At 73.5% G+C, this 13,656-nt stretch carries 9 protein-coding genes and 1 tRNA gene; 6 read left to right on the top strand and 4 right to left on the bottom strand.

Annotated features, from left to right (window positions below; all coding sequences use genetic code 11):
• Positions 1 to 209: 209 nt before the first annotated feature.
• Both I6A81_RS06820 and glmU read right to left on the bottom strand, forming a co-directional pair.
• Positions 210 to 1,184, bottom strand: a complete 975-nt coding sequence (locus I6A81_RS06820; protein WP_203004993.1) for a ribose-phosphate diphosphokinase — start codon at positions 1,182 to 1,184, stop codon at positions 210 to 212.
• A 113-nt stretch (positions 1,185 to 1,297) separates the two neighbouring features.
• Positions 1,298 to 2,779, bottom strand: a complete 1,482-nt coding sequence (glmU, locus tag I6A81_RS06825) for a bifunctional UDP-N-acetylglucosamine diphosphorylase/glucosamine-1-phosphate N-acetyltransferase GlmU (protein WP_203004992.1) — start codon at positions 2,777 to 2,779, stop codon at positions 1,298 to 1,300.
• A gap of 368 nt (positions 2,780 to 3,147) precedes the next feature.
• On the opposite strand from glmU, the gene I6A81_RS06830 reads away from it, so the two are divergent.
• From I6A81_RS06830 to I6A81_RS06840, 3 genes are all read left to right on the top strand, one after another.
• Positions 3,148 to 3,219, top strand: a tRNA-Gln gene (locus I6A81_RS06830).
• A gap of 763 nt (positions 3,220 to 3,982) precedes the next feature.
• Positions 3,983 to 5,011: an acyl-CoA desaturase gene (locus I6A81_RS06835; protein WP_203004991.1), complete on the top strand. Its 1,029-nt coding sequence runs from the start codon at positions 3,983 to 3,985 to the stop codon at positions 5,009 to 5,011.
• A 34-nt stretch (positions 5,012 to 5,045) separates the two neighbouring features.
• Complete coding sequence (locus tag I6A81_RS06840) at positions 5,046 to 6,863, top strand: ABC-F family ATP-binding cassette domain-containing protein (RefSeq protein ID WP_203004990.1); 1,818 nt, start codon at positions 5,046 to 5,048, stop codon at positions 6,861 to 6,863.
• A 184-nt stretch (positions 6,864 to 7,047) separates the two neighbouring features.
• Here the strand turns inward: I6A81_RS06840 and I6A81_RS06845 are convergent, their stop codons facing one another.
• Positions 7,048 to 8,052 (bottom strand): 4-(cytidine 5'-diphospho)-2-C-methyl-D-erythritol kinase, encoded by a 1,005-nt coding sequence (locus I6A81_RS06845; protein WP_203004999.1) that lies wholly within the window; start codon positions 8,050 to 8,052, stop codon positions 7,048 to 7,050.
• A 169-nt stretch (positions 8,053 to 8,221) separates the two neighbouring features.
• On the opposite strand from I6A81_RS06845, the gene I6A81_RS06850 reads away from it, so the two are divergent.
• The 3 genes from I6A81_RS06850 (at position 8,222) to pth (ending at position 11,941) form a co-directional block, all read left to right on the top strand.
• A complete protein-coding gene (locus tag I6A81_RS06850) occupies positions 8,222 to 10,201 on the top strand; it encodes a glycosyltransferase (protein ID WP_203004989.1) in 1,980 nt (659 codons plus the stop codon).
• Between the two features lie 449 nt (positions 10,202 to 10,650).
• The gene (locus tag I6A81_RS06855; protein WP_203004998.1) at positions 10,651 to 11,277 is read left to right on the top strand and encodes a 50S ribosomal protein L25/general stress protein Ctc; all 627 of its coding nucleotides are present in this window, start codon (positions 10,651 to 10,653) and stop codon (positions 11,275 to 11,277) included.
• Between the two features lie 76 nt (positions 11,278 to 11,353).
• Positions 11,354 to 11,941 carry an aminoacyl-tRNA hydrolase gene (gene pth / locus I6A81_RS06860; protein ID WP_203004988.1) on the top strand — a complete coding sequence of 196 codons (588 nt, stop codon included), beginning with the start codon at positions 11,354 to 11,356 and terminating at the stop codon, positions 11,939 to 11,941.
• A 230-nt stretch (positions 11,942 to 12,171) separates the two neighbouring features.
• On the opposite strand, the gene I6A81_RS06865 is transcribed toward pth, so the two are convergent.
• Positions 12,172 to 13,380, bottom strand: coding sequence for a glycosyltransferase (locus I6A81_RS06865; RefSeq protein ID WP_203004987.1), 1,209 nt, complete (start codon positions 13,378 to 13,380; stop codon positions 12,172 to 12,174).
• Between the last annotated feature and the right edge of the window lie 276 nt (positions 13,381 to 13,656).

The raw sequence follows: 13,656 nt of genomic DNA on the forward strand, positions 1-13,656 counted from the left end.
AGCCCGGGACGGATCCGTCGGGAATTTCGTGACCGAGCTGGCGCGGAGGCGTGCCTGCGCGGAGTCCCCCTACGAGCGAAGCGAAGTAGGGGGACGCAGCGGAGGTCGCCGCAGCGCACGTGAGCGGAGGAGGACACGGCCCGGAGGTCCCTTGGGAGCGAAGCGAGCAAGGGGCCGGAGGGCCGTGCCCGGACGGAGCGAACCAGAAACTAAGCATCCCCGCCGAAGAGGCTGGTGACGGAGCCGTCCTCGAAGACCTCCCTGATGGCGGCGGCCAGCAGCGGAGCGATCGACAGTTCGGTGATCTTGTCGATCCGGGCGTCGGCCGGCAGCGGAAGCGTGTTGGTGAGCACGACCTCACTGATGAAGGAGTTCTTCAGCCGGTCCATCGCCGGCCCGGACAGCACCCCGTGGGTGGCGGCGGCGATGATCGTGCCGGCGCCGTTGGCCTTCAGCGCCTCGGCCGCCTTGGTGATCGTGCCGGCGGTGTCGATCATGTCGTCGACGATGACGCAGGTGCGCCCGGCGACCTGGCCGACCACCTCGAACATCTTGACCTGGTTCGGGACGTCCTTGTCGCGGCGCTTGTGGATGATCGCGAGCGGGCAGTTCAGCCGGTCCGTCCAGCGTTCGGCGACCCGCACCCGGCCGGAGTCCGGCGCGACCACCGTCACCTCGGCGGTGTTCACCTTGCTCTCGATGTAGTCGGCGAGCAGCGGCAGGGCGAACAGGTGGTCCACGGGGCCGTCGAAGAAGCCCTGGATCTGGGCGGTGTGCAGGTCGACCGACATCAGCCGGTCGGCGCCGGCGGTCTTGAACAGGTCGGCGACCAGCCGGGCCGAGATCGGTTCCCGCCCGCGGTGCTTCTTGTCCTGCCGTGCGTAGGGGTAGAACGGCGCCACGACGGTGATCCGTTTGGCGCTGGCCCGCTTCAGCGCGTCCACCATGATCAGCTGTTCCATCAGCCAGGTGTTCACCGGGGCCGAGTGCGCCTGCAGCACGAACGCGTCGCAGCCGCGGACGGACTCCTGGAAACGGACGAAGATCTCGCCGTTGGAGAAGTCGTGGGCGCTGGTGGGCACCGTGCGGACGCCGAGCTGGTCGGCTACCTCGGCGGCCAGGTCCGGGTGGGATCTGCCCGCGAAGAGCATCAGGTTGCGTCGGTTGTCCGTCTGGTAGCCCACCGCGTTTCTCCTTGACGTCACCTGCGGCCCATGAGGACCCCAACCAGCCCTCTAGGTTCCGTGGCCGGGCCCGGGATTGCCAGTGTTCCAGGGTGGAGCGGGAGTGATGTGGCCTAGTTCACCGTGAGCGGATCGAACGGTTCGTGTACCTCATTTGTTGCCGAAATCTCGTGCGCCCGGCGCGCGGCGGTGGCCGCCGCGCTTCCCGGCCGGGAACGCTCCACCCATCCCTCGACCGTGCGCTGACGACCCTCGGTGATCGCGAGCGCGCCCGGCGGGACGTCGGCGCGGACCACCGCCCCCGCGCCGGTGTAGGCGCCGTCGCCGACCACGACGGGGGCCACTAGGACGGTGTCGCTCCCGATCTTCACATCCGAACCGACCACGGTCCGATGCTTGTGCACCCCGTCGTAGTTCGCGAACACCGTGCCGCAACCGATGTTCGACCGCTCACCGATGGTCGCGTCGCCGACGTAGGCCAGATGTGGCACCTTCGTCCCGGCGCCGATGTCGGCCGCCTTGGTCTCGACGTAGGCGCCGATCCGGCCGTCCGTGCCGAGCCGCGTGCCGGGCCGCAGGTGGGCGTACGGCCCGACGCTCGCTCCGGGGCCGATCCGCGACCCGGCGGCCGTGCTGCGTTCGACGGTCGCCCCGGCGCCCACGACGGTGTCCGTCAGCGTGCAGTCCGGGCCGACGACGCTGCCGGCCGCGAGATGGGTACGACCGCGCAGGTGGGTGTTCGGCAGCACCGTGCTGTCCGGCTCGAACGTCACATCCGCGTCGATCCAGGTGCTCGACGGGTCGACGACCGTCGTCCCGGCGAGCATCGCCGCCCTCGCCAGCCGGTCGCGCAGCGCGGCGCCGGCGGCGGCGAGCTGGACCCGGTCGTTGACCCCCGCCGTCTCGCCGGCGTCGGGGGCGACGTGCGCCGCGACGGCCGCGCCGTCGGAGACCAGCAGGCCGATCACGTCGGTGAGGTACTCCTCGCCCTGCGCGTTGTCCGTCGTGAGCCGGCCCAGCGCGGCCCGCAACGCGCCGACGGTGAACACGTAGACCCCGGCGTTGACCTCACGGATCGCCGCCACCGCCTCGCTGGCGTCCCGCTGCTCGACGATCGCCCGGACGGACCCGTCGGCGGCGTCGCGCACGATGCGGCCGTAGCCCGTCGGGTCGGGAACGACCGCGGTGAGCACGCTCGCCGCGGCGTTGCGTTCGACGTGCGGCGTGAGCAGCGCGGACAGCGTCGTGGAGGTCAGCAGCGGGGTGTCGCCGGGCAGCACGGCGACCTGGTCGCTCGGCCGCAGGCCGTCGAGAGTCCCGAGCGCGACCCGCACCGCGTGCCCGGTACCGCCCTGGCGTTCCTGGACGACGGTGCGTGTGCCCGGGCGGCCGTCGAGGGACGCGGCGACCGCGTCCCTGCCGTGCCCGATGACGACGACGGTGTGCTCGGCGCCCAGCGGAGCCGCGGCGGCGAGGACATGGTCGAGCAGGGTCCGCCCGGCGACGCGGTGCAGAACCTTGGGGGTGGTGGACCGCATGCGCGTCCCGGCGCCTGCCGCCAGGACGATGGTGGCCGCCAGCCGTGCCTGGGTCACGCGCGCTCCCGCTGTGATCATCATCCGGGCAGGGCCCGATGCCGTCATGGGCAGGCGCCGGAACAGCGACCAGGAGCCGTGCTCCCCCTGGTCAGCCTCAGCCCGGGACACCGCCCGATTCCGTGCCCAACCCGCGCTCCCGCCGACGCACTCACCCTACCCGTGCCCCACTACGGCCGCTTCATGGCCGGGGCCGCGCCGCGCCTCGACGATCTTCTTCGGCGGCCGTGCACCGGCGCGGCGGCGATATCGAGATCGCCCGGAAGTGGTGGCCGCCGGGCCGGGAGCCGTCGTCCGGCATCGGCATATGGACGCGGGAATTCGACGCGCCCCGATCCGTCGATGGTAGACTTCTGCTGTTTTCGCGGTCCGCCGTAGTGTAATCGGCAGCACAGGAGATTTTGGTTCTCTTAGTCCACGTTCGAGTCGTGGCGGCGGAGCCGGACTGGCCTAATCTTGCGCGCCGCCCTTTGGGCGGCTTCGCCGAAGGCCGCAATGTCGCTCCGGGCCGAGGTTGCTCTGGGCCGAGCCCCGGAGCCCGCGCCAGGGGTTTCGCCCGTGGCGTCCGGGTCGACCCCCGCGTTCCTCGGTCTCGTCGGTTTGGGTGGCCGGGCGCCGTACGGCCCTGGCGGACCCGGGTGGGATCTTGGCGGTCGGGTTAGTGGGCGTGATTTTCCGTTGGTGTCGGCTGGTTTGGACGGGGTGACGCCCGCGGCACGGCTTGCGGCGGCGCGTTCCGTTCGACGGTTTCCCGTCTCGGGGTGCCGGTTTTCGGGAGTGACGCCGGGAGCCGCCCGCCCCGACGATGAATTCGATCTTGCGGGGTTTCCGCGGGCCCGCCGCGGGCCCGCGGGCCGATCAGGAGGCGGTGGTGGGCCGGGCGCCGGATGTCCGTCCGGGGTCCGGTGTCCGAGTGCCCGCTTCCGGGTTGGACCTCCGGGGGATTAGGGCACTGGGAGTGGTGACACGGCTTCGGCGGCGGGCGCGGGGGTACCAGTGTCGGTTGGGTACACAACGTCACGACGTGGACGAATCTCTGGGCGAGCGGTAACCGGCCGTGGGACGGGTAGTAAGAGGCCACAAGGGGACCGAAAGAGTTTGCGTCGTGGTTGCCGTCAATGGCACCAGTACACCTCCTGGACCGTTACCGTGAGCCGAAGAGGACCAGCTGTGTGGACCTGCCGCGACGGACGGGATGCCGTGATGACCGCTAGCGACATGGTGCAGCCGACGAGCCCCCGTCCACGGGGCGTTCAGCGAGGGCCCGCGGGCCAGGCCACCCGGAGCGAGCACACCAGCGCGCCGCGCTGGATGCTCAAGGCACGTGCCGAGCAGCTGACGCTCGCCTCCATCATCCTGGTGCCGCTGGCGGCGGTGGTCGCGGCCGTCCCGCTGCTCTGGGGGCACTGGATCACCTGGCAGGACGTGGCCATCACCGCGTTCATGTACGCCATCACCGGTCACGGCGTGACCGTTGGCTTCCACCGGTATTTCACCCACCGGGGTTTCAAGACCTCCCGGCCGGTCCGGATCGCGCTCGCGGTGTTCGGCAACATGGCGATCGAGGGCCCGGTCATCCGGTGGGTCGCCGACCACCGCCGCCACCACGCCTACAGCGACAAGGACGGCGACCCGCACTCGCCCTGGCGTTACGGCCCGGGCTTCCGGTCGCTGACGAAGGGCCTGTGGCACGCGCACGTCGGCTGGCTGTTCGACGTCGAGCAGACCGACCAGCGCCGTTACGCGCCCGACCTGCTCGACGACCGCGACATCCGCGTCGTGAGCCGCTGGTTCGGCGTCTGCGCCTTCGTCAGCCTCGCGCTGCCGGCGCTCATCGGCGGGCTGTGGGGCGGCTCGTTCGAGGCGGCCCTGCGCGCCTTCTTCTGGGGCGGCCTCGTCCGGGTGGCGCTGCTGCACCACACGACCTGGTCGGTGAACAGCATCTGCCACGTCGCGGGCAACCACCCCTACAAGTCCCGGGACCGGTCCGGCAACGTCTGGTGGATGGCCCTGCCGTCGATGGGCGAGTCCTGGCACAACCTGCACCACGCCGAGCCGACGTCGGCCCGCCACGGGGTGAAGCCGTGGCAGGTCGACACCAGCTTCTACATCATCAAGACGATGGAACTGACCCGGCTCGTCCGCGACGTGCGCTGGCCGACCCAGGACCGTCTCGCCAAGCTGTCCGTGGCCACGCCCGAACCCGAGCCCGAGCCGGCCAACGCCGGCTGACCGACAGGACGGGCCGCGCCCATACCCTGAAAGCGTGGCCCATCTTCTCGGCGCGGAAGCCCTGCATCTGGAATATCCGACCCGCGTCGTCTTCGACTCGGTGACGCTCGGCGTCAACGAGGGCGACCGGATCGGTGTGGTGGGCCGCAACGGCGGCGGCAAGTCCAGCCTGCTGGGGATGCTGTCCGGACGGGTCACCCCTGACGCGGGGCGAGTCACCCGCCGCGGCGGCGTGCGGGTGGGCGTGCTCGACCAGGCGGACACCCTCGACCCCGCCGTGACCGTCGGCCACGCGGTCGTGGGTGACCGCCCCGAGCACGAGTGGGCCGGCGACGCGGCGGTCCGCGACGTCATGGCGGGCCTGGTCGCGGACGTCCCATGGGGGGCGACCGTCGGCACCCTGTCCGGCGGTCAGCGCCGCCGGGTGGCGCTGGCGGCGCTGCTGGCCGGTGACTGGGACGTGATCGTCCTGGACGAGCCGACGAACCATCTCGACGTCGAGGGCATCACCTGGCTCGCCGACCACCTCAAGCGCCGGTGGCCCCGCTCCGCCGGCGGCCTGCTGGTGGTCACGCATGACCGCTGGTTCCTCGACGAGGTCTGCACCGCCACCTGGGAGGTACACGACCAGATCGTCGAGCCGTTCGAGGGTGGCTACGCGGCATACGTCCTGCAGCGGGTGGAGCGCGACCGGCAGGCCGCGGCCACCGAGGCCAAGCGGCAGAACCTGATGCGCAAGGAGCTGGCCTGGCTGCGCCGGGGCGCGCCGGCTCGTACCTCGAAGCCGAGGTTCCGGATCGAGGCCGCGAACGCGCTCATCGCGGACGTTCCGCCGCCCCGCGACCGGGTCGAGCTGTCCCGGCTGGCGACGGCGCGCCTGGGCCGGGACGTGGTCGACCTGTTGGACGTGTCGGTCGCCTTCGATGGCCGAACGGTGCTGCGCGACGTCGAATGGCGGATCGCGCCCGGTGAGCGCACCGGCATTCTCGGGGCGAACGGCGCGGGCAAGTCAACCCTGCTCGGGCTGATCGCCGGCACGGTCGCGCCGGACTCCGGCGTGGTCAGGACCGGCAAGACGGTCCGGGTCGGCGTGCTCGACCAGGAGCTGCGCGAGCTGGACGACGTCGCCGGCGACCGGGTCCGCGAGGTCCTCGCGCGCACGAAGGCGACCTTCGTCGTGGACGGCAGGGAGCTGACTCCGGCCCAGCTGCTCGAGCGCCTCGGGTTCGCCCGTGAGCACCTGTCGGCCCGGGTCGCGGACCTCTCCGGTGGCCAGCGGCGGCGGCTGCACCTGCTGCTCGTGCTGCTGGCCGAGCCGAACGTCCTGATCCTCGACGAGCCGACGAACGACCTCGACGTCGACATGCTCGCGGCGATGGAGGACGTCCTGGACTCCTGGCCGGGCACCCTGATCGTCGTCTCGCACGACCGGTACTTCGTCGAGCGGGTGACAGACCAGCAGTACGCGGTTCTCGGCGGCCGGCTGCGTCACGTGCCCGGTGGGGTGGACGAGTACCTGCGGCTGCGGGCCGCCTCCGTCGGCGACCCGGCCGCGGCCGGGGCACGGGCGGCCGGGCCGGGGAAGACCGCGGCCGAGGCGAAGCCCGCGCCGGCGGGGGTGCCGCGGCTGTCCGGCGCCGAGCTGCGGGCGGCGCAGAAGGAGCTCACCGCGGCCGAGCGCCGGCTGGACCGCCTGGCGGCTCAGGTGACGAAGACCCACAAGGAGCTTTCCGAGCACGATCCGTCGGACTACGAGGGCGTCCTGCGCCTCACGAGGCAGGTCGGCGACCTGGAGACCGAGATCGCGGCGCTCGAGGAGCGCTGGCTGGAGCTCTCCGAGCAGACCGGCTGAGGAAAAGCCACCGACCTTGGGTAACCGATTCCGCCCATCACCGGATCCGTGGCCCCACAGGGACGCCCCGTGCCCCAAGCCGGCCGGGGCACGGGGTCGATCCCGGCCGATGCCGGGATCGGACACCCGGAACGCCCGCTAGGAACCCGGAACGCCCTCTAGGACTAGGAACCCAGGACGCCCGCTAGGAACCCAGGACGGTCGCGCCGGGAGCGGGAGCGACGGCCTGGCGAACGGCGCGGGCCAGGCCACTGGCCGCCAGCCCGGCGGCCAGCCGGGCGGCGTGGGCGGCGTCGAGGGCGAGGAAGGCGGTCGTCGGCCCGGAACCGGAGACCAGCGCGCCGACGGCGCCCAGCTCGCGGCCCGCGGCCAGCACGTCGCCGAGCGCGGGGCGCAGCCGGATCGCCGGCGCCTGAAGGTCGTTGCGCAGCGCGGCGCCCAGCGCCTGGGGGTCGCCGGTCGTCAGGGCGGCCAGCACCTCGTCGGCCGGGGTGGGCGCGGTCCGGCCGTCGTCGACCTGGTCGAACTCGCGGTAGACGGCCGGCGTGGACAGCCCGCCGTCGGCCAGCGCGAACACCCAGTGGTACTCGCCGACGCTCGGCACCGGCGACAGCCGCTCGCCGCGGCCGACGCCGAGCGCGGTGCCGCCGGTGAGCGGGAACGGCACGTCGCTGCCCAGCCGGGCGGCGAGCCCGGCGAGCGTGTCCGCGGACAGCCCCGTTCCCCACAGCGCGTCGCAGGCGACCAGCGCGGCGGCGGCGTCCGCGCTGCCGCCGGCCATCCCCGCCGCCACCGGGATGCCCTTGGTCATGGCGACGTGGATCCGCTCACCGCTCAGGCCGGCGGTCTCGGCGACCAGCAGCGCGGCCCGGACGGCGAGGTTGTCGGACCCGGTGGGCACCACCGACGGGTCGTCCGCCGAGCCGGGGGAGCCCGGCGCGGCGGCGCCCTCGCCGGTGATCTCGACCGTGACCTCGACGGCCGACGCCGGACCGGTGCCGGGGGACGGCGCCACCGCGGTCACCGTGAGCTCGTCGTACAGCGAGACGGCCTGCAGGACCGTGATGACCTCGTGGTAGCCGTCGGCGCGGCGCGGCCCGACCCCCAGATGCAGGTTCACCTTGGCCGGCGCGCGGACGGTGACCGCGGCGCGCGGACGCGCGGGTCCGGTGGACAGCTCGGTGGACAGCTCGGGCTCCTTCTGGACGGCCAACCTTGCCTGAAGAACCTATCCGGCCGTGACGTGACGCGGCCCGCCCCCGCCCGGCTCGGTAGGTTCGGGAGGAGTGTCCCGATCGCGGCGACGCCCGCCCGCCCGACCGACCGGCTAGCGTTGCCCATCGACGACATCCATGTAGATGATCCATGCAGCCGCCGCGGCGCGGGGCGTCGCCTCGAGGCAGGAGCCGGCCACGGTCGCGGGTGAGGCGGACGTCTCGCGCGTGGCGCCGGGCCGGCTCGGGGCACCGGCTCGACCGCCCACCCAGGCGCGGCCCGACGCATCGGAGGGGCTGGTGGCCGAGCCGCGCACCGAGCACGACAGCCGGACGCCCGGCGCCTACAGGTTCAGCGTCGTGGTGCCGACGTACAACCGACGCGACGTCGTCCTGCGCGCCGTGGAGGCGCTCGGGCGGACCGCCCGGCCGTGGCCGTGCGAGCTGATCGTCGTCGTGGACGGCTCGGTGGATGGCACCGCGGACGCGCTGCGCGGGCTCTCGGCCCCCGGCCCGCGGGCGTCGCCCTTACCGCTGCGGGTGGTCACCCAGGGCAACGCCGGCGCGGCCAGCGCGCGCAACCGGGGCGCGGCCGAGGCGCGCGGTGAGTACCTGCTGTTCCTCGACGACGACATGATCGTCGATCCGGCGATCCTCGTCGAGCTAGACAGGGCGCTGGACGGCGCCGGTGTGGACGCGGCCGTGGGGCATATCCCGGTGCACCCGGACAGCCCCGCCGGCCCGCTCACCGACGGCCTGCGCCGCTGGGCCGAGCTGCGCCGCGACCGGCTGGCCAGGACCGGCGGCCAGCTGTCCCTCGGTGACCTGCTCACCGGCCAGCTCGCCGTGCGCGCCTCCGTCTTCGACGCGGTCGGCGGCTTCGACGCGAGCTTCACCGCGGGCGGCACCTTCGGCGGCGAGGACACCGACTTCCTCTACCGGCTGCTGCGCTCCGGCGCCCGCGCCCGGTTCGTGCCGGAGGCCGTCTCCCACCAGCTCTACCGGGTGACGCCCACGCAGTACCTGCGCCAGTGGCGGCAGGCCGGGCTGGCCGACGCCGCGCTGTCGCGCAAGCACCCCGGCCTGGGGGAGCAGCTGTCCACCGAGCATCACGGGCACACCCCGCGCGGCCGCGCCGCGCGGGCGGCCGCGCGCGTCGGGGGCCGGCTGCCCAGGCCGGTCGTCAAGGGCGCCGTGGGCGGCGTGCTGGGCCGCGTCGAGGCGGGGCACACCGACCGGGCCACCATCGCGGCGCTCGCGTCGCTGCGAGACGGCCACTACTGGTCCGGCGTGGCGACCGGCGGGGGGCTGCGGCCCGGTCCCGGCCAGCTCCCGTGCGTGCTCGCCTACCACGCCGTGGAGGACGTCGCGGACCCGCGCATCGGGGACTACGCCGTCCCGCCGGAGGCGCTGGAGGCGCAGCTCGAGGCGCTGCTGAGCGCGGGCCTGCGCTTCGTCGGCGCCGACGAGCTGATCGGCGCGCTCGACGGGCAGCCGTGCAAGGAGCCGTCTCTGGTACTCACCTTCGACGACGCCTACGTCAGCCTCGTCCGGCACGCCGCGCCGGTGCTGCGCCGCCTCGGCATCCCGGCGATCGTGTTCGCGGTCACCGGGGAGATCGGCGGGACCAACAGCTGGGACGCCCGGACCGGCGCCGTCCAGCTGCCGCTGCTCGACGGGCCGGGGCTGCGCGCGCTGCACGAGGACGGCTGGGAGGTCGGCGCGCATTCGCGCAGCCACCAGCACCTGCCGATGCTCGACGACGACGCCCTGCGCGCCGAGCTGGCCGGCCCGCGCGCCGACCTGGCGGCGCTGGGCCTGCCGGCACCCCGGCTGTTCGCCTACCCCTACGGCCACCACGACCGGCGGGTCCGCGCGCGGGCCAGGGCGGCCGGGTACACCGCCGCGTTCGCGCTGCGGGAGTCCCGCCCCTGGCCGTCGCCGCGGACCAGGTTCGCGCTGCCGAGGGTGGAGGTGCTGCGTTCCCACAGCCCCCAGGCCCTCGTCGACGCCGTCCTCGACCCGCCGACGGTGCATCCGGCGCGGGTGGCCGACCGCGAGGCGCGTGGGCTGGCCAGGACCGTGCTGCGCGTGGCCGGGCGCCCGCCCGCCGCCCGGCGGTAGCGGCCAGGCCCGGGCGGCCACCGCGGACGGCCAGGCCGGACGGGTCGCGGGCCGCGAGGGCCGCCGCGAGGGCCGCGAGCCGGGCGGGATCGCGGCGCCTGGCAGTGGTCGCCGGTTGTGTACCTTTGTGTGCCGGTTCCGCGCCGCCGTCCGTTTCCGGCCCGCCCCGGCGCCTCTCGTGGAGGCCTGGCCGGCGTGGCCGTCTGGACGTCGGTCCTCCGGGAACAAGGAACCACGGGAAGTGCCAGGGGCGGGGCGGGGCGTGGCGGCATGGGTCCGGTACTGTGAAGAGCCGCGATCCTGGTGACGTCCGTGGTGCCTACGACTGGCTTGTGAGCTGGCTTGCCGGTCGGCCCGCCAGCTGGCTTGTCTGCCCGCGGCCCATCGGCACCGCCCCGTCGCTCAGATCCGTCAGCAGCTGAGCAAGCAGTGAGAGGATGAGCACCGCCATGTCCGAGGTCCGCATCGTCGCGGAGCCGCGCACCGAATTCGGGAAGGGCGGCGCTCGTCGCACCCGTCGGGCCGGCAAGGTACCGGCCGTCCTGTACGGTCACGGCCAGCCGCCGCGCCACGTCGCGCTGTCACACCGAGAGCTCCTGCACGCGTTCAAGACCGACGCCGGCACCAACGTCCTGCTCACCCTCGACCTGGGTGACGGCACCGAGCTCGCGCTTCCCAAGGACGTGCAGCGTCACCCGATCAAGGGCACGTTCGAGCACGTCGACCTGGTCCTCGTCCGCCGGGGCGAGAAGGTCACGGTCGACGTCCCGGTCACGATCGTCGGGGAGGCCCACCCGGACGCGATCGTCGACCAGCAGCACACCACCGTGTCGGTGAGCGCACCGGCGACGTCGATCCCCGACTCGCTGGAGCTCAGCGTCGCCGGCCTCGAGCCCGGCTCGAGCATCTCCGCCGGCCAGCTCGCGCTGCCGCGCGGCGTGGCCCTCGAGACCGACGCGGAGGCCGTCGTCGTGCAGGCGCTGCTCAAGCCGACCGCGGCCCAGATGGAGGCCGATCTCGGCGAGACCGCCGAGGGCCAGACCGTCGAGGCCGCGTCGGCGGAAGCCGCTTCCTAGGCCCGACGGGCTCAGCCAGGAGTCCTGGCTGCCCTGACAGACCCACGAGACGGCACACGAGACGGACGGCGGCGGGATGGCGGGCGAGGACAGCGGAGCCTGGCTGGTCATCGGGCTGGGCAACCCGGGGGCCGAGTACGCCGGCACCCGGCACAACGCCGGCTACCTGGTACTGGACGCGCTCGCCGAACGGCACGGTGCCCGCCTGCGCTCCCACAAGGCCCGCGCGGACGCGGCGCAGACCCGCCTCGGCCCGGCCTCGGTGGTGCTGGGCCGGACCCGCTCCTACATGAACGTCTCCGGCCCGCCGGTGGCGTCGCTGCGCGCCTTCTTCAAGGTCGACCCGTCTCGGGTGATCGTGGTGCACGACGAGCTCGACATCCCGTTCGGCGCGGTGCGGCTCAAGCGGGGTGGTGGCGACAACGGGCACAACGGCCTGAGGTCGATCACCTCGTCGCTGGGGACCAGGGAGTACCTGCGCGTCCGGTTCGGGATCGGCCGCCCGCCCGGCCGGATGGACCCGGCCGACTTCGTCCTGCGCGACTTCGCCCCGGCGGAGCGCAAGGAGCTGCCCTTCCTGGTCGACCGGGCGGCCGATGCCGTGGAGGCGCTGGTCACCGAGGGCCTCGAGCCGGCCCAGAACCGCTTCCACGCGCTCGTCTAGTGCCGCCTCAGCGAAGGTTTGCCCGCGCGCCGGTGCCGGTGCCGGTGAAGCGTCCGCGGTAGCGCGGTCCCTGGCCCGCGTATCGACGGACAAGTCCAGGAGCAGTGGCGACCGAGGATGGGCCGGACCGCCGATCTGTCCGCGGATTCGCGGTCCCTGGCTCGCGTTCTGGCGGACACTTCGGGGCCGCCACTCACGGGACGGGACGCGCCGCCCGGCCGCGGCGGACTTCAGCCGCCGCTCGGCGCCGCCACCTGCGCGCGGATGCGCTGGATCAGGGTCGTGTGGTCGAGGTTGCGCAGCGCGTAGGCGCGGCCGGACCGGCCCAGCGCCTCGGCCCGCTGCGGGTCGGCGAGCAGGCCGCACACGGCGTCGACGAACGCCGCAGGCTCCTCGGCGACGAGCAGGTGGGTGCCCGCCTCCCAGCTCAGCCCTCGGCTGCCGGTCCGGGTGCTCACCACCGGGGTGGCGACCGCCATCGCCGCGATCGCCTTGATGTTGACTCCCGAACCGGACCGCATCGGGTTCACCGAGACCATCGCGGTGGCCAGGTACTCGTCGACGCTCGGGACGTCGGTGTGCAGATCGACGCCGGCGACACCCCCCAGCCAGTCAGCGAGCCCGGGCTCCGGCCTGCGGCCCACCACCCGGAAGACGGCCTCCGGGAAGCGTGCCTGGACCCCCGGCCAGCAGTGGTCGACGAACCAGCGCAGACCCTCGATGTTCGTGGGCGTGTCGAGCGAGCCGACGAAGACCAGCGTCGCGGGCCGGCGCCGGGGCGCGGTCCCGGCCGCCGCGCCGTGGGCGGGGGCGAGCGCGCTCAGCGGCAGGAACGGCGGGAGGTGGAAGGTCGTCACGCTGGCCCGTTCCCGCCGCCACTCGTGGTCCTCCACCGAGATGTCGGCGATCGCGGTCACCAGCGGCGAGTGGTGCAGCGACCGCTCCGCGATCTGAAGCTTGCGGTACTCCAGCTCGTAGGCGGCGGCGCGCGGGCCGGACGAGCTGCGCGCGAGCACTTTGAAGTACTCGGACTCGACGTTGTGCGCCCGCACCAGGTGCGGCAGCCGCCAGATCCTGGCGATCTCCTCACCCAGATGCGCGGTTCGGTAGCTGTAGCTGATGACGGCGTCGGCGCGGGGTGGCGTCGTCATCAGCGCCCGGCGCAGCGGCCCGACCGGCCGGGAGGCGTACATGTAGGGCTGCCCCCGCAGGTGCGCGAGCGGGCTGGTGTCCCGCTGCAGCCGGATCACCGCCGTGCCGGGGAAAGCCGCCTCATATGCCTCGACGTCGAGCTCGTCCTTGGCGGGCACGAGTACCTGCATGCGGATGCCGGCGTTCGACGCGGCGGTCAGGAAGCCCGAGGTCTCGACCCGCCCGCCCGCATCCGCCGGAAGGAACGGCTCCTCGACGACCACGATCCAGCGCTCGGCATCGCTCACGGCGCTCACTGTAGCCGGGCGGCCCGATGCCCCTGGACGCGACATAACCAAGATCCCAACCCGCCCCCAGGCACACAGGTCCTGCCCGGCACCAGCCCGGGCCAGGCGCGAAGCGTCCGACAGGCGAAGCGCCGATGGTCGCGCCAGCGACCTTTCGTGCCTTTGAACGCGACGTAACCAAGATCCCAACCCGCCCCCAGGCATACAGGTCCTGCCCGGTGCCAGGCCGGGTCGGGCGCGAAGCGTCCGACAGGCGAAGCGCCCGGCTTCCCTGCC

Source organism: Frankia nepalensis (genome assembly GCF_016786325.1).
Classification (GTDB): domain Bacteria; phylum Actinomycetota; class Actinomycetes; order Frankiales; family Frankiaceae; genus Pseudofrankia; species Pseudofrankia nepalensis.

Bases quoted from the DNA above. Each gene is read 5' to 3' on its own strand.
- I6A81_RS06835 (WP_203004991.1), top strand. From the start codon at position 3,983: ATGACCGCTAGCGACATGGTGCAGCCGACGAGCCCCCGTCCACGGGGC.
- I6A81_RS06850 (WP_203004989.1), top strand. From the start codon at position 8,222: ATGATCCATGCAGCCGCCGCGGCGCGGGGCGTCGCCTCGAGGCAGGAG.
- I6A81_RS06855 (WP_203004998.1), top strand. From the start codon at position 10,651: ATGTCCGAGGTCCGCATCGTCGCGGAGCCGCGCACCGAATTCGGGAAG.
- pth (WP_203004988.1), top strand. From the start codon at position 11,354: ATGGCGGGCGAGGACAGCGGAGCCTGGCTGGTCATCGGGCTGGGCAAC.